Source organism: Neolewinella litorea, from assembly GCF_004803465.1.
Taxonomy (GTDB): Bacteria; Bacteroidota; Bacteroidia; order Chitinophagales; family Saprospiraceae; genus Neolewinella; species Neolewinella litorea.
Genome location: NZ_SRSF01000007.1, coordinates 58,896 through 77,743, shown reverse-complemented (window position 1 = coordinate 77,743; position 18,848 = coordinate 58,896). Strand labels below are relative to the sequence as shown.

The 18,848-nt window shown below is 60.0% G+C and carries 15 protein-coding genes; 7 read left to right on the top strand and 8 right to left on the bottom strand.

The features are described 5' to 3' along the window. Positions 1-27: 27 nt before the first annotated feature. Genes fabG through E4021_RS14175 form a run of 3 tightly spaced genes read left to right on the top strand, consistent with a single transcriptional unit; the run spans position 28 to position 3,121 of the window. Positions 28-759, top strand: coding sequence for a 3-oxoacyl-[acyl-carrier-protein] reductase (gene fabG, locus E4021_RS14185; RefSeq protein ID WP_136460033.1), 732 nt, complete (start codon positions 28-30; stop codon positions 757-759). A 47-nt stretch (positions 760-806) separates the two neighbouring features. Beyond that, positions 807-1,511 (top strand): glycosyltransferase family 2 protein, encoded by a 705-nt coding sequence (locus tag E4021_RS14180; RefSeq protein ID WP_136460032.1) that lies wholly within the window; start codon positions 807-809, stop codon positions 1,509-1,511. A gap of 2 nt (positions 1,512-1,513) precedes the next feature. Beyond that, entirely contained in the window at positions 1,514-3,121 is a 1,608-nt protein-coding gene (locus E4021_RS14175) for a glycosyltransferase (protein WP_136460031.1), read from the top strand. Positions 3,122-3,447: 326 nt separating this feature from the next. Here E4021_RS14175 and nqrF read toward each other — a convergent pair whose 3' ends face one another. The 6 genes from nqrF to E4021_RS14145 form a co-directional block, all read right to left on the bottom strand. Continuing rightward, positions 3,448-4,722, bottom strand: coding sequence for an NADH:ubiquinone reductase (Na(+)-transporting) subunit F (nqrF, locus tag E4021_RS14170; protein WP_136460030.1), 1,275 nt, complete (start codon positions 4,720-4,722; stop codon positions 3,448-3,450). Between the two features lie 61 nt (positions 4,723-4,783). Next, on the bottom strand, positions 4,784-5,398 hold the full coding sequence (nqrE, locus tag E4021_RS14165) for an NADH:ubiquinone reductase (Na(+)-transporting) subunit E (RefSeq protein ID WP_136460029.1): 615 nt from the start codon (positions 5,396-5,398) through the stop codon (positions 4,784-4,786). A 56-nt stretch (positions 5,399-5,454) separates the two neighbouring features. After that, a complete protein-coding gene (locus tag E4021_RS14160; protein WP_136460028.1) occupies positions 5,455-6,219 on the bottom strand; it encodes an NADH:ubiquinone reductase (Na(+)-transporting) subunit D in 765 nt (254 codons plus the stop codon). An 8-nt stretch (positions 6,220-6,227) separates the two neighbouring features. Continuing rightward, a complete protein-coding gene (locus tag E4021_RS14155; RefSeq protein ID WP_136460027.1) occupies positions 6,228-6,974 on the bottom strand; it encodes an FMN-binding protein in 747 nt (248 codons plus the stop codon). A gap of 18 nt (positions 6,975-6,992) precedes the next feature. Next, entirely contained in the window at positions 6,993-8,396 is a 1,404-nt protein-coding gene (locus E4021_RS14150) for an NADH:ubiquinone reductase (Na(+)-transporting) subunit B (protein ID WP_136460026.1), read from the bottom strand. Between the two features lie 55 nt (positions 8,397-8,451). Continuing rightward, a complete protein-coding gene (locus E4021_RS14145; RefSeq protein WP_136460025.1) occupies positions 8,452-10,071 on the bottom strand; it encodes a Na(+)-translocating NADH-quinone reductase subunit A in 1,620 nt (539 codons plus the stop codon). A 289-nt stretch (positions 10,072-10,360) separates the two neighbouring features. On the opposite strand from E4021_RS14145, the gene mnmG reads away from it, so the two are divergent. After that, positions 10,361-12,226 (top strand): tRNA uridine-5-carboxymethylaminomethyl(34) synthesis enzyme MnmG, encoded by a 1,866-nt coding sequence (gene mnmG, locus E4021_RS14140; protein WP_136460024.1) that lies wholly within the window; start codon positions 10,361-10,363, stop codon positions 12,224-12,226. A 120-nt stretch (positions 12,227-12,346) separates the two neighbouring features. Here the strand turns inward: mnmG and E4021_RS14135 are convergent, their stop codons facing one another. Then, positions 12,347-12,844 carry an Lrp/AsnC family transcriptional regulator gene (locus E4021_RS14135; RefSeq protein WP_136460023.1) on the bottom strand — a complete coding sequence of 166 codons (498 nt, stop codon included), beginning with the start codon at positions 12,842-12,844 and terminating at the stop codon, positions 12,347-12,349. A 162-nt stretch (positions 12,845-13,006) separates the two neighbouring features. Between E4021_RS14135 and E4021_RS14130 the strand changes: the two genes are divergently transcribed. The 3 genes from E4021_RS14130 to hisH all read left to right on the top strand — a co-directional run bounded on the left by E4021_RS14130 (position 13,007) and on the right by hisH (position 15,991). Then, positions 13,007-13,972 (top strand): NAD-dependent epimerase/dehydratase family protein, encoded by a 966-nt coding sequence (locus E4021_RS14130; protein WP_136460022.1) that lies wholly within the window; start codon positions 13,007-13,009, stop codon positions 13,970-13,972. Positions 13,973-14,079: 107 nt separating this feature from the next. Further along, positions 14,080-15,270: a glycine C-acetyltransferase gene (kbl, locus tag E4021_RS14125; RefSeq protein ID WP_136460021.1), complete on the top strand. Its 1,191-nt coding sequence runs from the start codon at positions 14,080-14,082 to the stop codon at positions 15,268-15,270. 130 nt (positions 15,271-15,400) lie between these two features. Next, positions 15,401-15,991 (top strand): imidazole glycerol phosphate synthase subunit HisH, encoded by a 591-nt coding sequence (hisH, locus tag E4021_RS14120; protein ID WP_136460020.1) that lies wholly within the window; start codon positions 15,401-15,403, stop codon positions 15,989-15,991. Positions 15,992-16,061: 70 nt separating this feature from the next. Here hisH and E4021_RS14115 read toward each other — a convergent pair whose 3' ends face one another. Then, on the bottom strand, positions 16,062-18,683 hold the full coding sequence (locus tag E4021_RS14115) for a DUF5686 and carboxypeptidase regulatory-like domain-containing protein (protein WP_136460019.1): 2,622 nt from the start codon (positions 18,681-18,683) through the stop codon (positions 16,062-16,064). Between the last annotated feature and the right edge of the window lie 165 nt (positions 18,684-18,848).

Sequence of the window (18,848 nt, the reverse complement as noted above, 5' to 3'; positions counted from 1 at the left end):
GCCCCCACCAAAAAAAGATACGCCCCCATGAGCTTACTCGACGGAAAAGTAGCCCTCATCACCGGAGGATCACGTGGCATCGGTGCCGCCCTGGTCCGTTCCCTGACCGCCGCCGGTGCGCGGGTAGCCTTCACCTATCGCAGTTCCGCCGGACCGGCCAACGCCCTGGTCGAGGAACTCGGCGAAAACGTCAAAGCCTACCAGAGCGACGCGGCCGATTACGCCCAGGCCGAAGCACTCATCAAGACCGTCGTCGCCGATATGGGCGGCCTGCACATCCTCATCAACAACGCCGGTGTGACCCGCGACACCCTCATGCTGCGCATGAACGAGGAGCAGTGGGACACGGTCATGGACAACAACCTGAAGTCCGTCTTCAATCTCACCAAGCACGCCTTGCGCACCATGATGCGCGGCGGGGGCAGCATCATCAATATGTCGAGCATCGTCGGCATCCAGGGCAACGCCGGACAGGCCAACTACGCCGCCAGCAAGGCCGGCATCATCGGCTTCAGCAAGTCGATCGCCAAGGAAATGGGCAGCCGCAACGTCCGCTGCAACGTGATCGCCCCGGGCTTCATCGAGACCGACATGACCGACGAGCTTCCGGAAAAGGTCCGCGAAGGTTACCTCTCCAACATCCCCCTCAAGCGCTTCGGCACGCCGGAAGAGATCGCCAACGCCTGCATCTACCTGGGTTCTGACCTGAGCAGCTACGTCACCGGGCAGGTGATCAGCGTGGACGGTGGACTGAGCTAGGAAAACCGGGCCGTCACCGGGGTCGTATCTTTGCGGAAATAGTGAATTTGCCCGCGCCAGCCCCCGTTATCGACGTTATTATCCCCGCCTATAATGAGGAGGCCAGCATTGGATTGGTGGTAGCGGAACTCCCCCATCACCTCTTGCGGGAGGTCATCGTATGCGACAACAACAGCCGCGACCGTACCGCAGCGGTGGGCGCGGCCGCGGGTGCAACGGTCGTCAGCGAACCGCGGGCGGGCTACGGCTCCGCCTGTCTGCGCGGGATGCGCCACATTGCCGCACGCCCCCCGGCCGAGCAGCCGGATATCGTGGTTTTTCTTGACGGTGACCACAGCGATTACCCCGAGGACCTCACCGAATTGATCGCCCCGATCATGGACGAAGGCTACGATCTCGTCATCGGCTCGCGCGCCCGCGGCCAGGTGGAATCCGGCAGCATGACCTTCCCCCAGATCTTCGGTAACTGGCTGGCTACGAATCTTATTCGCCTGTTTTACGGTTATGAGTTTACGGACCTGGGTCCCTTCCGTGCTATCCGCTACCCGGCCCTGCGGGCGTTGGGCATGCAGGATCCCGACTTCGGATGGACGGTGGAAATGCAGGTGCGCGCGGCGAAAGCCGGCCTGAAGTGCACTGAAGTGCCCGTTCGCTACCGCCGCCGCATCGGCACGTCCAAGATATCGGGCACGGTGCGGGGGACTTTCCTGGCCGGACATAAGATACTCTGGACCATCTTTAAACTCATCTGATCATGACCGTGCTTGCCTTTGTGGTTCTGGGTATCTATACGATCAGTCTGCTCTACATCACGGTGTACTGCCTGCTGCAGTTCAACCTGCTATACCACTACAAGCACGGGGAGGACCCCACCGACCGTCCGGTATCCTTCGCTCAGTTGGCCAACGGACGCAAGGCCGCGCCACGGCTGGCGACCGCCTCTTCCTATGCCGGCACCTCCGCTGCCGGCGCCCATTGCGGTTCGGATGTTGCCCTGGCACCCGCGCCGGCGCCGCCCCATTACCCCTTCGTGACCGTTCAGCTGCCGATCTACAACGAATACTACGTGATCGGTCGACTTATCGATGCCGTGGCCGCCTTTGACTACCCCCGTGACCGGTACGAGATCCACATTCTCGACGACAGTACCGACGAAACCGTCGAACTGGTGGCCGAAAAGGTCAGGGCCTATCGGGCCCGCGGCTACCGGATCCGGCAAATCATCCGACCCCGCCGACAGGGGTTCAAGGCCGGTGCCCTGCGCGATGCCATGTCGGAGGCGAAGGGGGAATTTTTGGCGATCTTCGATGCCGACTTCGTGCCCCAGCCCGATTTCCTCTGCCGCACCATTCCGCACTTTGCCGACAAGCGGGTGGGCGTGGTGCAGACCCGCTGGGAGCACCTGAACCAGGACTATAGCCTGATCACCCGCCTGCAGGCCCTGCAACTCAACGTACACTTTACCGTGGAACAGGTGGGCCGCATGAAGGGCGGGCACCTGCTGCAGTTCAACGGAACGGCCGGCGTATGGCGGCGGGAAGCCATCGAAGCCGGCGGCGGCTGGCAACCCGACACCCTCACCGAAGACCTCGACCTGAGCATCCGAAGCCAACTGGCGGGGTACCGGATCCGCTACCTGGAAAACGTGGGCAGCCCGGCCGAACTGCCCGTGGAAATGAACAGCTTCAAGAGTCAACAGCACCGCTGGATGAAAGGAGGTGCCGAAACGGCCCGCAAGATGCTCCCCGCCGTGTGGTCGAGTGGCCTGCCATTCCGACACAAGGTGCACGCCTCAGCCCACCTGTTGGCGAGCTCCATCTTCCTTTTCGTTTTTCTGTGCGGCGTTTTCAGCGTACCGCTGCTCTTCCTGCTCGGCGAACTGGCCGATGTGGGGTTCAACAAGAACTTCTTCGTGGTCTTTTTGGTCGGTCTGCTCTCGGTAATTGGGGTGTACTACGCCGCCAACGTACAGAGCGTCGCCAATAAGGAAGCGGGATACGGCAAGGCGGCCCTGAAATTTCTCTTTCTCTTTCCGCTGTTCCTGGCGTTGAGTATGGGTCTTTCCCTGCATAACTCCGTAGCCGTGCTGCAGGGCTACCGCGGCAAGAAGAGCCCGTTTGTCCGCACACCCAAGTTCAACATCAGTTCCGTGCGCGACAAGCTACAGGCCCGCAAATACCTTTCCGGCCAGTTCAACTGGGTCACCGTGGGGGAAGGCGTGCTCTCCCTGTATTTCCTGTTTGCGGTTGCCGGTGGCCTTTACATTCAGAATACCACTTTCATTGTTTTTCACGCGCTGCTGGCACTGGGTTATGGGGCCATCTTTTACTATAGCGTGAAGCATTTGGGGTTGGCTAAGTAGGATGCTGCCTCATGGCAGCGCAAGTACAACGCTGCCTCAGGCAGCGGCGGAAGGGTACCGTTTGAATTAACGAAGCGACCAAAGCAAGCCCCAACAGCCCACCAGCCCGAAACCACAAAGCGTGTCCCCGGTGAAGCCGCAGGGTGATGCCCAGGCCAGCTTAAAACGCGGCGCTACCTGAAGTGCAGGGTTCCAACGCGGTTGGAAAACCATTGCCCCCACTTCCTGACCTGAATCACGACAGCCCGCCAAGAAAGATCTTGGCGGGCTGTCGTCAGCGCTGCCGGAGGCAGCATTTTACTGGCGCTGCCGGAGGCAGCTTTGTACTAGCTGCCGAAGTCGTCGAAGGCGATGTTCTCCTCGGGTACGCCGAGTTCGTCCAGCATGTTCTGGACGGCCTGAAGCATCAGGGGCGGACCACAGAGGTAGTATTCGATCTCTTCGGGTTCGGGGTGATCCTTGAGGTAGTTGTCGAGCACGGCCTGGTGGATGAATCCGGTCATACCGTCCCAGTTGTCTTCGGGCAGGGCGTCGCTGAGGGCGATGTGGTACTTGAAGTTGGGGAAATCCTCCTCGATGGCGCGGAACTCCTCGGTGTAGAAGAGCTCGGCCTTGGAGCGGCCGCCGTACCAGTAGCTGACCTTACGGTCGGTTTTGAGGGTATGGAATAGGTGGAAGAGGTGGCTCCGCAGGGGGGCCATACCGGCACCACCGCCGATGTATACCATTTCCTTTTCCGTCGGCTTGATGAAGAATTCACCGTAGGGACCGGAGATGGTCACCTTGTCGCCGGGCTTCTGGTTGAAGACGTAGCTGGAGCACACGCCGGGGTTCACGTCCATGTAGGCGTTCTTCTGCCGGTCGAAGGGCGGGGGCGCGATACGGATGTTGAGCATGATGATGTCGCCCTCCGCCGGGTGGTTGGCCATGGAGTAGGCGCGGAACTGCTCTTCGTCGTTTTTCATGACGAAATCCCACATGCCGAACTTGTCCCAGTCAGGCTTGAACTTGTCGGCCGGGGCTCCCTTGTGGAAGACCGGGTGGGGGGTAATGTCAAAGTCCTTGAAGTGCACTTCACACTTGGGTACGTCAACCTGGATGTAACCGCCCGATTCGAAATCGAGGGTTTCTCCTTCCGGCAGCCGCACCACGAATTCCTTGATGAAGGTGGCCACGTTGTAGTTCCGGTCAACAGTACATTCCCACTTCTTGATGCCGAAGATCTCTTCCGGGATCTGGATTTCCATATCCTGGCGCACCTTTACCTGACAGGCGAGGCGCTTGTTTTCGGCTACTTCGCGGCGGGTAAGGTGGTTGAGTTCGGTGGGCAACACGTCGCCGCCGCCCTTGGTGATGTGGCATTCGCACATGGCGCAGGTTCCGCCACCGCCGCAGGCAGAGGGGAGGAAGACGCTTTTGTCGGAGAGGGCCGTCAGCAGGGTATTGCCGGGCTGTACCCGGAGGGGGTTGTCTCTATCACCGTTTACGATAATACTGACCTCTCCCTGGGGGACGAGGCGGCGGCGGGCCACCAGCAACATCGTGATGAGGGCCAGCACGATGATGGTGAAAACTACTACCGCTAATCCTATGGTTATCATGAGACCGTATTTTATAGGTAAGCCAGCCCGCGGGCCGACGGTTCATCAGTTCTGGGTAAAACTATTCGGCGACATTACCGCTCCAGCCGGCAAAGACGGCAGGGTCGATACCGGTAAGACTCAGGAAGGCAATGCCCATCAGGCCAGTGATCAGGAAGGCCATGCCCAGTCCGCGCATAGCGGGGGGCACGTTGCTATAGCGGATGCGCTCCCGGATAGCCGCCAGGGCAATGATGGCCAGGAACCAGCCGAAGCCGCCGCCCAGTCCGAATGCGATCGACTCGCTCAGGTTGTACTCCCGGCTTACCATGAAGAGGCTGCCGCCCAGGATGGCGCAGTTCACCGTGATCAGCGGAAGGAAGATACCGAGGGCCGCATAGAGGCCGGGGCTGAACTTCTCCACCACCATTTCTACCAGCTGTACGGTAGAAGCAATTACGGCAATGAAGAGGATGAAGCGCAGGAACTCCAATTCGGCGGGAATGAGGATGTACTCGTTAATGAGCCAGTTGATGGGCATCGTAATGCCGAGTACAAAGATGACGGCCATGCCGAGACCGGTAGCCGTGGAGAGGGTCTTCGAGACGGCCAGGAAGGAACACATCCCGAGGAAGTAGGCCAGGACCATATTCTCGATGAAGGCCGACTTGATGAAGATATTCAGAAATTCGCCCATGGGGTGAGGAATTTAAAGTGTGGAAGAGGGGGGAGGATGGCGGGAATATCCCCCGTCTAGGAAACGTCGACCAGCTTGGAGTTGTAGCTCCGCTGGATCCAGATGAAGACGGCAATCACGAACATGGCAGCCGCCGGCAGTACCATGAGGTTGTTGTTGGCGTACCAGCCGAAGAAGCTTCCCAGCCCGCTGTCCGCGGCGGTGTTGATCCAGTACTGGGTGGTGTCGCCGCTGGGGCCGATGATGTTCATGGCGATCGGCGATCCGGCAAAGAGACTACCCTTGCCGAAGAGTTCGCGTACCACGCCCACGGCCACCAGGATAAGTCCGTAACCCAGGCCGTTGCCCACTCCGTCGAGGAAGGCGCGCCAGGGCTTGTTGGCCATGGCAAAAGCCTCCAGGCGTCCCATCACGATACAGTTGGTGATGATCAGGCCGATGTACACCGACAGCTGCTTGTAAACGGGGAAAGCAAGCACCTTAAGGGCTTCGTTCACCAGAGTTACCAGCGTGGCGATGATGACCAGCTGAACGATCAGACGTACTGCCTTCGGGATGATGTTGCGCATCAGGGAGGTAGCCAAACTGGAGAAGGCGGTTACGAAAACCACCGCGACGGCCATTACCAGCGAGGGGTAGACCAGGGAGGTCACGGCCAGGGCCGAGCACACGCCGAGCACCTGGATGGTGATGGGGTTATTGTCCAGCAGGGGGTCGGTGATCAGGATCTTCTCCTTCTTACCGAATAAGGGGTCTTTCTCCCCGGCCGGCTTCTTGGGGTCAGCTACGACGCCGGTTTTGAGTTCAGTAGATTCTGCCATGGTAGGATTTACTTTAGGTTCATGCTGGTAGCATTCGCTTCCGCACGCTGCTCTTCAATAAAGGGCTGGTAGGCCTTCAGGCCGTTGTACAGCATCTTGGTCACGCCATCAGCGGTAACGGTGGCTCCGCTGAGGCCGTCAACCTCATGCTCCTGATCGATAGCACCGCCCTTACGCACGAGGATGCTCACGAATTCGTCGCCGTTGTAGATCTTCTTGCCCTTGAACTGGGACTTCCAGCCGGCATTGTCCTTGATCTCGGCACCGAGGCCAGGGGTTTCACCGGCGTGGTCGAAGCTGGCTCCCGTCACGGTATTCAGGTCGGAAGCCAGGGCAATGTTGCCCCAGATGGCGTCCCAGAGTCCGTTTCCCCTTACGCTGAACACGTAATAGCGATCGCCGTCGATGTTGAAAATATTGATGGGGTAGAGCCGCTGTTCCTCGGGTTTCTTGTATTCCTTGGCCAGGTCGATGGCGCTGAATTCAACGTCGGCCACCGCCTCTCCAGAGGAGTTAACGACGATCTGCTCTACCTGCTCGTTGAAGATCTCGAGTACCTCCTCGTCGGTCAGGGTACTGATCGGCGACCCCGCTTCGGCCAGGGGTTCGGCTACGGTAGCCAGAATCTCGCGCTTGTTGAAGATGTCCTCGTTGCGCGCGGCGGACTCGGCCGTCACCGTCCGGAATCCGGCCAGCGTAAGGGCCACGACCACGGTCATGATGACGCCGAAGGTGTAGATGTATTTCGTACTCATAATTGAGTGGAGTTTAGATTAGTAGTTGCCAACGTTTCCGACGGGTCGGTAGCCTTCGGCGTTCTGGGGCGTGAAGATCTCCACATCCTCATTCCGCTTAGTGATCAGCTCATCGCGGGTTTTGGCCATGGCGGCGGTCCGCTTGGCGCGGCGCTTGATATTGGCCTGGTAGACGTAGTGGTCGATCAGGGGAGCGAAGGTGTTCAGCAGCAAGATGGAAAGCATCCAGCCTTCGGGGTAAGCCGGGTTGAGTACCCGGATGATGAGGCCGATGAAGGCGATCAGGAATCCGTATATCCACTTTCCGGTGGGGGTATCGGCGCTGCTGACGGGGTCGGTCGCCATGAAGGTGATCGCGAACAGGAAGCTGCCCATGATCATCTGCCGCAGGGGGTGGATGGCCATGAACTTGAATATACCCGGGGTGTCCGGGGTAAGCTCGGCGGGAGCGATGGCGTTGAGCATCAGGCCACCGACCATGAAACCGATGAGGCCACCTACGATAATCCGGTAGTCGGCCACGCGGGCAAACATGATGAAGGCCATACCGATCAGGATGAGGGGTACGCTCGATTCACCGATGGATCCGGGGATGGTGCCCCAGAAAATACTGCTCTGGTCGTAGACGGCCTCAACGCCCTCCCAACCTTCCTTGGCGGCAATGCCGAGGGGGGTGGCGCCGGTCCAGCCGTCGGCTACGAGTTCACCACCCTGACCGAAGGTCGACCAGCCAAAGCCGGCGAAGATCCAGTCGAACACGTGGTGGGCCCAGTTGTAGGCCTCACTGGCGTACAGTCCCACGTCTACTTTTTCGATGCCGCTAACCCACACTTCGTCACCGGAAATGGTGGTCGGGTAAGCGAAGAAGATGAACACCCGCGAAAGCAGGGCAATGTTCCAGATGTTCATACCCGTACCTCCGAAGGCTTCCTTACCCAAAATTACGGCAAAGGCAACGGAGACGGCCAGAATCCACAGGGGGATGTCCGGCGGCATGATCAAGGGAATAAGGGCTCCGGAAACGAGGAATCCTTCCTCGACCGAATGGCCCTTCTTGGCGGCGTAGAGAAACTCGATGCCGAGGCCGACAATGTGGGTGACCACGAAGATCGGAATGATCTGGATCAGGCCGTACACCACTTTCAGGTGGAAGCCCTCCAGCAATCCGGAGTACTTGCCGAGTGCCAGGAAGTGCTGGTGACCGATGTTCCAGGTACCAAAGACGTAGAGCAGTTGCAGCGCCAGCACCACCCATACCATGAGCCGCTTGAGGTCCATGCCGTCCCGCACGTGCACGCCTCCCTTGGTTACGGTCGGCGGCTGGAAAAGGAAGGTGTAGAAAGCGTCGTAGGTCGTTGCCAGGAAGGGCGACTTGCTGTGATCCGGCTCGAACTTGGTGACAAAATCGTGAAGTGCTTTCATGGGAAGCTTTATGTGTGCGGACTAGCGAATGCTAACAGCCCGGCAATTTCTATAGTTATCCTTGCTCAATCATGGTGTCGTGACCCTGACGCAATATCTGCTGCAGGGGTTGCTTCGAGACGCAGGCGAATTCCGCCAGCGCCACGTCTTCCGGCACCAGTTCGTAAATGCCCAGTCCTTCCATGCTTTCCAGGTCGTTGACGAGGATCGATTTCATGAGTTGGGTCAGGTAGATATCCATCGGCATTACCTGCTCGTAGTCGTTGTTTACGACGAAAGCCCGCTTCTCACCGTGGGTGTTGGTCGTGATCTCGATGTCGTCGCTCAGGACCGGGATGGTGGGGGAGATGGAGGCGCGTGGCTTCAAAGGCAGTAACCAGCCAAACATCTCGGCTTCGTTGCCTTCCGGAATGGCAGTGATCTGATTGTCGAAGAAGCCTACGAAACCGTCGGTGCTCTTCTGCGTACCCGAAAGCACGTCGCCACTGATGACGCGGGCGTTCTCCGCGATATCCTCACCGGCACCGGAAAGGAGTTCAGCGATGTTGGCTCCGGCGTAGGTCTTTACGTAGCAAGGATCGCTGAAGGAACTACCCGTCAGGGCCACCAGGCGCGTGGTGTCGTAACGGCCGTTCTTGAACAGCTCACCGATGAGGAGTACCTCTTCCACGCCGAGCGTCCATACGGTGTTTTCACCCGCCCCGCAGGGATGGATGTGGTGGATCTGTACACCGACGTTCCCCGCCGGGTGGGCACCGCGGAAGTAGCGCTTCTCGGCGCCGTTGATCGCCTCAAAGGGCGAGGGGTCTTCCCCGCGTCCGTCGAGCCCGAGATAAACCAGACCGTTGGTGAGGCGGCGCACTACATCGATACCGGCCTGGAATACATCCATGCGTCCCCGAACGGTCAGTTTCAGGTCCGGACCCAGGGGTGAGGTATCGAAGGTGGAGATGAAGATGTCGCGGGGCACGACGTCGGGATCGGCCACCACGTTGTAGGGGCGCTGCCGGATGGCCGGCCAGGCACCGCTTTCCAGCAGAAATTCCACCAGCTCCTCCCGCGATGCGGTAGCGGCCGGCAGAGTGTAATCGCGGCTTTGCTGCTCGTTATCGGCCAGGATGACCACTTCGGCGATCGACCGTTTGAGGCCCCGATTGATGGCGATGACCTCCCCGCTTACGGGCGTGGCAAACTTGATGCGGTTAAGTTTCTTGTCGAAGAAAATCGGATCGCCGGCCTTCACCGTGTCTCCTTCCTCGACCAGCATCTTGGGGATGGGCATAAGGCCGAAGAAATCGGGTGGCGTGAGGGCGAAGCGCGTAACCTTGGGTTCGCGGATCTCTTCCCGGGGCTCACCCGCCATCGGGATATCGTATCCCTTGGTGAGGGTGTACACGTGGGCCTTCTCCAGGTACTCCGGTTTCTTGGGGCGGAAGATCTCCCGGAAAGAGGGAAACAATCCCATGGAACCGGTATCCTTTACGCCGATCTGCTTGGACTCGATAACCATGAAGTTATCGGCCACGCTGACAACGATGTAGAAGAAGATGATCAGGGCCAGGGCAGCAAGGCCGTAAAACAGCAGGTTGCTGCCAGCCACTCCGTCCTGCGACTGGAACGAAAGCGCGGCCAGCAGGAGGAGAATCAAGCCGGCCGGTCTCTTTAGGATTTTCATACGCGGAAGCGTGCGGTTGTACAAATGACTCGGTCACCGGAGGCGACCGACGGTAGAAAAAGCCGGCAATCACTGCCTGCCTTTATGAATGGCCGCAAAGTTACGACATCGCCAACATCTAGGCCACCCATGCATTTTAGTTGTTAAGTTGACGGGCTTATTTAGATTGAATCCATTTAGCACGGCTCGCCGGCACGTTTATCCTTACCTAAATGTGGTACAACCCTCTGGCACTCCGTAACTTTGCCGATTCGCAGGGCGTTTCCTGGACACCCCCAAAGAGAATCCTATGTTTCCAACCTACGACGTAATTGTGGTCGGTGCCGGTCACGCCGGCTGCGAAGCCGCGGTCGCTGCCGCCAACCTCGGCGCCAAGGTAATGCTGGCCACCATGAATATGCAGACCATCGCCCAGATGAGTTGCAATCCCGCGATGGGCGGCGTGGGTAAGGGACAGATCGTCCGCGAGATCGACGCGCTGGGCGGATACTCCGGCATCGTTACCGACGAGACCATGGTGCAGTTCCGCCTGCTGAACCGCAGCAAAGGCCCCGCCATGTGGAGCCCCCGCGCGCAGAGCGACCGCATGGCTTTTGCCCTCAATTGGCGCGAAAAGCTGGAGGCACACCCCAATATTGACTTCTGGCAGGAGATGGTCACCGGCATCCTGGTCAAGGACGGCCGGGCCCGCGGCGTCTACACCGGATTGGGCATGGAGATCCCCGCCCGCTCCGTAGTCCTCACTAACGGCACCTTCCTGAACGGCACCATCCACATCGGCGAAAAGCAGTTCGGCGGTGGCCGCGCCGGTGAACGTTCCGCCAAGGGACTTACCGAGCAACTACAAGAACTGGGCTTTGAGGCCGGCCGCATGAAGACCGGCACCCCCGCCCGCCTCGACGGCCGCACCCTCGACTACAGCGTCATGACCGTCCAGGAAGGCGACGAGAACCCGGGCCGCTTCAGCTATACCGACACTCCCCCCCTGGTAGATCAACTGCCCTGTCACGTCACCTACACCAGCCCGGAAGTCCACGAGACCCTCCGCGAGGGCTTCGACCGCAGCCCCATGTTCAACGGGCGCATCCGCGGCCTCGGGCCCCGCTACTGCCCCAGCATCGAAGACAAGATCGACCGCTTTGCCGGCCGCGACCAGCACCAGTTGTTCGTCGAGCCCGAGGGCCGCAACACCTGCGAGATCTACGTCAACGGCTTCAGCTCCAGCCTGCCCGAGGACGTACAGTACAAGGCCCTGCGCAAGGTGCGCGGCTTCGAAAATATGAAGATGTTCCGTCCCGGCTACGCCATCGAGTACGACTTCTTCCCCCCCACCCAACTCGGTCCCACGCTGGAGACGCGGCTGGTACCCGGCCTCTTCTTTGCCGGCCAGATCAACGGTACTACGGGTTACGAGGAAGCCGGCTGCCAGGGCCTCATCGCCGGCATGAACGCCGCCCTCGCCGTCCAGGAGCGCGACCCCTTCATCCTGAAGCGCAGCGACGCCTACATCGGCGTCCTCATCGACGACCTCATCAATAAAGGCACCGAGGAGCCCTACCGCATGTTCACCAGCCGGGCCGAGTACCGCATCCTGCTGCGGCAAGACGACGCCGACCTCCGCCTCACCCCCATGGCCGCCGCCCTCGGCGTCGGTAATATGGAAGGGCGGCAAGCGCGGGTGCAAAACAAGGTGGACGGCGTAGCCGCGATCTCCGGTGAATTGCGTCAGCACAGCATCACCCCGGAGCAGATCAACGGGTACCTGGAAGAAGTAGGCACCGCCCCCCTCAAACAGGGCGTGAAACTCGATTCCATCCTGGCCCGCCCCGGCGTAAGCCTGGAAGGACTGGCCGGAGCGGTACCCGCCCTGCGCGAATTCCTCGCGCCCTACGACGCCGAAACCGTCAATCTCGCCGAGGTCACCCTCAAGTACGAGGGCTACATCGAGCGCGAACGACAGGCCGTAGAGAAGATGAGTCGCCTTGAAGGTATCAAACTCGGCAAGGCCTTCGACTACGAGCAACTCACCGCCCTGTCCAAGGAAGCCCGCCAGAAACTGAACCAACTCAAGCCCGTCACTATCGGTCAAGCCAGCCGCATCAGCGGGGTTAGTCCGGCCGACGTAAGCGTCCTGCTAGTACACCTCGGCCGCTAGCACCAAGTTACCTCAGGCAGCGAAGTAAGATGCGTTCGCCAAGCGTGCGTACGTCAGCTCCGCCTTCCCCGGAACCCAGCCTTACCCGGTTAACCCCGGCACCCGCGGTCGCGCCCGCACTTATATAGGCAGGGCAACGCTGTTAGTGATTTCCTTCAGCACGAAAGAGGAGGTGAGCACCCCGATGTTCTCGATCTTGGAGAGTTTGAACTTGATGAACTCGTGGTAGTCTTCGAGGCTCCGGCAATTGATCTTGAGGATGAAGTCTACCTCCCCGCCCATATGGTAGCACTCCTGTACCTCCTCGAGGGCCTGGATTTGTTCCTCAAATTTTTCGATGAACTCCTTGTCGTGGTAGCGCATGCTGACCTGGCAGAAGGAGGTGACGGGGTAATCGAAGCGGGACTTGTCGAGGATGGCCACGTACTGCTTGATGAAGCCCCTTTCCTCCAGCCGCTTGATTCGCTCGTAGATCGGGCTGGGGGTGAGGTTGAGTCCGGCCGCGATTTCTTTGGCCGTTTTCTTCGCGTCCGTTTGCAGGATGCGCAGGATGGCCAGATCCGTTGCGTCAAGGTCGGCGGCGGTGTGGTATTTGGTATCGGGAGGGGATCCTGCCATTTACTTTATGGTTGAGAGGTGAATCACGACGGTTGCGCACTAAAAAAAGCGGTTTTTGGCGACTATACCCATAAATTTCCTTCCTGGAGGCTTTATTAGGGTCGAAATTACGGTGCATCGCTACCTTTAGCGAAAATTTCCGTTTCGGAACTACCTGATTCTATGCTACCAACCGTGTTGATTACCGGTGCCAATGGCCAACTGGGGACCGTACTTGTTCCGGTTTTACGTGAGCGCTACGGCCACGATAACGTAATTGCTACCGACATCCGGCCGCCCCTCGCCGGTGCCACTGGCCGTTTCTCCCTGCTTGATGCTACCGACGAAGAGAGTCTGCGGCAGCTGGTCCGCGGGGAGGGCGTCACCCAGATCTACCACCTCGGCGCCATCCTGTCCGCCAACGGAGAGCTAAACCCCCTGCATACCTGGCGGGTCAATATGGATTCCCTGCTCAATGTGTTGGAAGTTTCCCGCACTGAGGGTGTCGAGCGGGTATTTTACCCCAGTTCCATTGCTGTTTTCGGCCACCATGCCGACCTGTCGTGCACCCCAAACCACAGCGTACTCAACCCGACCACGGTATACGGCATAAGCAAGGCGGCGGGGGAAAACTGGGCGCAGTACTACTTCGAGCGCTACGGGCTGGACGTGCGCTCGCTCCGCTACCCGGGCATCATCGGCCACCAATCCGCCCCCGGCGGAGGTACTACGGATTACGCGGTGGAGATATTCCATTCCGCCGCGGCGGGGCAGCCGTATTCCTGCTTTCTGCAGTCGGACACCACCCTACCCATGATCTATATGGACGACGCCATCCGGGCCACCCTGGAACTGATGGAGGCCCCGACGGCATCGATCAAGGTCCGTACCAGTTACAACCTGAGCGGCTGCAGTTTCTCGCCGGCCGACGTGGCGGAGGCGATCCAGAAAATTTTGCCCGACTTTGAAGTGCGGTACGCCCCTGATTTCCGCCAGAACATCGCCGCCGACTGGCCCGACCGCATCGACGACGGCCCGGCCCGGAACGATTGGGGATGGAAACCCGCTTACGACCTGGACCGCATCTGCGCTACGATGCTGGACAACCTGCTGCAGCGGGCCGAGGCGAATTCCGAAGTGAAGGACTGAAGCCCAGTCTCCGCAACCTCCTTTCCACTTTCGCCACTGAACCCAGCCCCTTAGCGCAAGTTTTCGTATCCTCCACATTCAACGATGAATGTCACAAACTACCCCACATGTATAATCTGAAAGAATCCCTCCAGGAACAAATTGCCGATATCAAATCCGCCGGCCTGTACAAGGAGGAGCGCGTCATCACCACGCCCCAGGGGGCGGAGATTGACACCGAGGAGAACCCCGATGTACTGAATTTCTGCGCCAACAATTACCTGGGCCTCTCTTCCCACCCCGAGCTCCTGAAGGCTTCCCACGAAACCCTCGACAGCCACGGCTTCGGGATGTCTTCCGTGCGCTTCATCTGCGGTACCCAGGACATTCATAAGGAACTGGAGCGTAAGACGGCCGACTTCCTCGGCATGGAAGACAGTATTCTCTACGCGGCGGCCTTCGACGCCAACGGGGGCCTGTTCGAGCCCTTGCTGACCGCCGAAGATGCCGTCATCTCTGACGCCTTAAACCACGCTTCCATCATCGACGGGATTCGCCTGTGCAAAGCGAAACGCTTCCGCTACGATCACAACGATATGGAATCCCTGGAAGAACAACTGAAAGCCGCCGAGGGAAGTCGCCGGAAACTCATCGTTACCGACGGCTCCTTCTCGATGGACGGTACCATTGCCCAGCTGGACAAGATCTGTGACCTAGCCGACAAGTACGAGGCCCTGGTCATGATCGATGAATGCCACTCTACCGGATTCATCGGCAAAACCGGCCGCGGCGTACACGAGTACCGCGGCGTCATGGACCGGGTGGATATCATCACCGGTACCTACGGAAAGGCCCTGGGCGGCGCCTCGGGCGGATTTACCGCGGCACGCCAGGAGATTGTAGACCTGCTACGGCAACACTCCCGCCCCTACCTCTTCTCCAACACCCTGGCCCCGGCCATCGTGGGCGCCTCCATCCGCGCGCTCGACATGCTCAGCGCCTCCACCGAGTTGAGGGACAAACTGACGGAGAACACGAAGTACTTCCGCCAGGCCATGACCGAAGCGGGCTTTGATATCATCCCCGGCGACCACCCTATTGTACCGGTCATGCTGTACGAGGCTCCACTGGCCCAGCAATACGCCGCCCGCCTGTTGGAAAAAGGCATTTACGTCATCGGGTTCTTCTACCCAGTAGTCCCGAAGGGCAAGGCACGGATCCGTGTACAGCTCTCCGCCGCCCACGAGCGGGAGCACCTCGATCGGGCCGTCCAAGCCTTCGTGGAGGTAGGTAAGGAACTGGGGGTACTCGCCAAGTAGGCCCTGGCCGTAAGGCGGTTCCGAACCGCCTTACCACGCGTGTAGCGGCCCGTCACCAGGTGGCCTTGGCCCGCCGTTGAAGGCGCGGCCGCGTCCTGCCGTATCTTTGCCCCCTTTAGCTAATACGTGTATGGTAGCAGTCATCAATTATAACGCCGGCAACATCCGCTCGGTCCTCTACGCACTAGAGCGCATCGGCGTGGAGCACGAGCTGACGGCCGACCACGGCCGGATCCGTGCCGCCGACAAGGTGATCTTTCCCGGCGTGGGCCACGCGGCCTCTACCATGGCCCACCTGAACGAAAGCGGCCTGGCCGACCTGATCCGCTCCCTCACCCAACCCGTCTTCGGAGTGTGCGTGGGCATGCAGTTGCTGTGCAGTCACAGCGAGGAGGGCGATGTGGAGTGCCTCGGCATTTTCCCCGAGCGGGTGCGGCAATTTCGGCCGGGCCCCGGCGAAAAGGTGCCCCACATGGGCTGGAACGAGATCCGGCTAAATGGCAAGGGGGAGTGGCTCTCGCCGGAGATCGACGGACAGCACTGCTACTACGTCCACAGCTATTACGTAGAGACCGGCCCGGATACCGTGGCCACCACGAAATACTGCGGCATGGACTTCGCGGCCATGATGCGGCGCGACAATTTTTACGCCGCCCAGTTCCACCCGGAGAAATCTGCCGCGGTGGGGGAGCGCATTATCCGGGATTTCCTGGCGGTGTAGGGGCCGAGGGTAGACAGGACGGGTGCTTCATTCGGATTACCGGCAAGGTTATCCGCGGGTGGTTGATATCCTAAAATTCGGCCGCATCCCTGTCATCCCCGCCCTCACCAAAGAAGGTGGTGGTAATACTCAACCGCACGCCGAAGTCGTCGTAGCGCCCGTCGCGGAAGGCGGTGACGAACTCCAGCCGAAGTACCCGCAGGATGTTGTCGAGCGAGTAGCCCAATTCGGTGTAGTGCCCGGAGGTCGGGGTATGTAGGTAATTAACGAACAGGTCTTCCTTCAATCCCATCAGGTGGAGTTGCCAGATGCGGGTGAGCAGCAACTTCCTGAACTGATAATGCGCGTAGAGTTCCGCGTACTCCTCCGCGGTGCTGTTCCGGTAGTAGGGGAGCAGCCGGTAGCTGCCGATGGGATCGAGGCGGGTGAGCAGGATCTCCGAAGTGGCGAAGTGACGGAAGTCGGGGAAATCCACGTAGGTCTTATCCACGAAAGCCCCGGCACGCAAGAGTAAATTCACGGCACCCCGCGGCCCCGCCTGAAAACGGTGCCGGTAACTGCCCTCCAGTCGGGTGAAGTCGGACTTACTGTCCCCCACCGACGGGAATCCGCTTTCCACCAGCAGCTCCAGGGTAGGTGCTGAATTGGCAACCAGGTTCCGCTTGCCGTTGCGGACGGTGTACTTCAGTCCGGGCCGCCAGGCCGCGCCGACCCGCACGATGGCGGCGTTGCTTACGTCGGTGATTTCGCCCCGCTCCTCATTGGAGGGATTATTGGTGGCGTACACGAACTCCTCGTCGCCCCCCCAGCGGTGATTCGTCTGGTTGGACACCGCTCGGCGGTCTTCGTACCGGATGCCCCCGCTGATGCGGAAGGCGTCGCTGAAGCGCTTGCGGTAGTCCAGTTGCCCGTAGGCCCGCTCGTAGAGCCTGGCGTAATTGTTGCCGTAGAGCAGCGCGGTAAAACTGTTGATGAGGGGGTCGATGGCCGGGGAGGCATCGAACTGGCTGAGGTACCGGCCGCCCCGCAGGGAATACCGGCCCTTGGCCTTTTCGTTGTTCCAATTGCTGTAGCCCGCCTCCCAGCTCAGTCTTTTCCAGGCGAAGCCGTAGCGGGAGCGAATCATGAGGTTTCCCCGGCGCACCTGGTAGGTGGAGGTATCCTGGGTCACCGTCCGGTTGATGGCCCGCGTCAATTGCACGCCTAATCCGTAGCCCTCTACCGGATTGAAGACCACGTCAGGGGCTACGTCCCATCGCAGCAGCGCCGGCAGCGATTGTTTTTTCTTCTTGTCCTTACCGGACGTGGGTTGTCCGCGCGATGCGGCCATGCTGTCCAGTTTGGCTACCCGGGCCACGCTGTCCTGGTACCGGTAGCCGGCGATCTCCTCGGCCGTCAGCGGGATGGGCCGAATGGCTTCCCAGGCGGCGGAGTCGCGAATGGTCTTGACGCTGTCGTCCTTGAAGGTGTAGTTGCTGACCACTTCTGGAGCTTCCTGTTCTTCCCGCTCTTCCTTTTCGTACTGCCGCATCAGGGTGCGGAGTTCCTTGCGCGTAAGCTCGCCGCCCTCCTCGAGGGTGTTTTCGTAGCCGCTGACCCGGTTTTCGCGGCGGGTGACGGCGGCGGCCTCCGGCTGGGTCTTTTCGTCGATCACTTCGACGTAGCCCCCCAGGTCGGGATTGAGGGTCAGTTCGTAGTTGCTGGTAGAGGCGATGTAGCTGACGCTGAGCTTTATCCCCAGCAGGCCACCCTGAGCCGCGATGGCGGTGGTGATCGGCAGCCAGATGTGGTCCTCGACCTCGTTGTAGTTGATCTTAATGTCGATGGTAAATCCGGTGTGGTAGGTCCTCAGGTCCAGGCTATGCAGCGACCAGTCGTCCTGAACGATGTACACATCCCCTTCAAAAACGCCCTCGCCCCGGCTGCGGGGAATGACCCGGATCTTGTTGATCAACTCGCCCTGATCGGCGAAGACCCCATCGTGCTCAAATTTGTAATAGGCAAAGGCTTTGGGGGAAAGCGGACTGACTATCCCGCCCACCTCGGGCGCGTAGAAGCTCGAAAACACGTACCCGCTCACCTCAAAGTCCTCTTCCCCGACTACGTAGCGGGACAAGACCTCTTCGGTGTAGGTATTGGGGCGTTCGTAGGTGATCCGGCTGGCGGTTTCACTGGTAAAGCTGCGACCGACCACCTCGTCGATCTCGGCGCGATCCTCTTTTGGGGCCAGCTTGCGAATGATGCCCGGGATCTTGTCCACCTTGCCGATCCCCTTCAGGTACACGTCGGCGGTGAAGCGGTCCACTTGGTTGCGGTGGTAGTCGGCCTTCGCGATGGCCCGCCGAATCACGCTGTAGCTCAGGTCTTCCCCGCCGCTCAGCACCTGCACCTCCTGGAGGTCCAGGGCCTCGGTCCGCAACTGTACGTCGAGGCTGCCGCGTCCGCTTCCCACCTGCTCCACCCGGGTCTGGTAGCCCAGGTACTGAAAGACGATGGTGTTGTTGCCCGGCCGCAGGCGAAGCTCGTAGCGCCCTTCGGCGTTGGTGGTAGCGCCGGTGCCCGTCTGTTGCACGTAGATCGAAGCGTAGGGCAGGGGCTCTCCGGTGGCTTCGTCGGTTACCCGGCCGGTGAGTACCTGCGCCTGCGCCATGACCCCCACCAAAAGAAAAATAAGGGTAAGGCAGCGGATCATAGGGGAGGGGGTTGTTGGCTTGGTCGTCTAAAATAGGTCACCCGGGCCATGCGGTTTCGCCCGGCAGCTGCCTAATGGATGTACGGGGTCGGAGCATCGACCAAAACAGACAGCCCGCCGCCCGTACGGGTCGGCGGGCTGCCGGTCGGTTGCATCTTGCGAGGC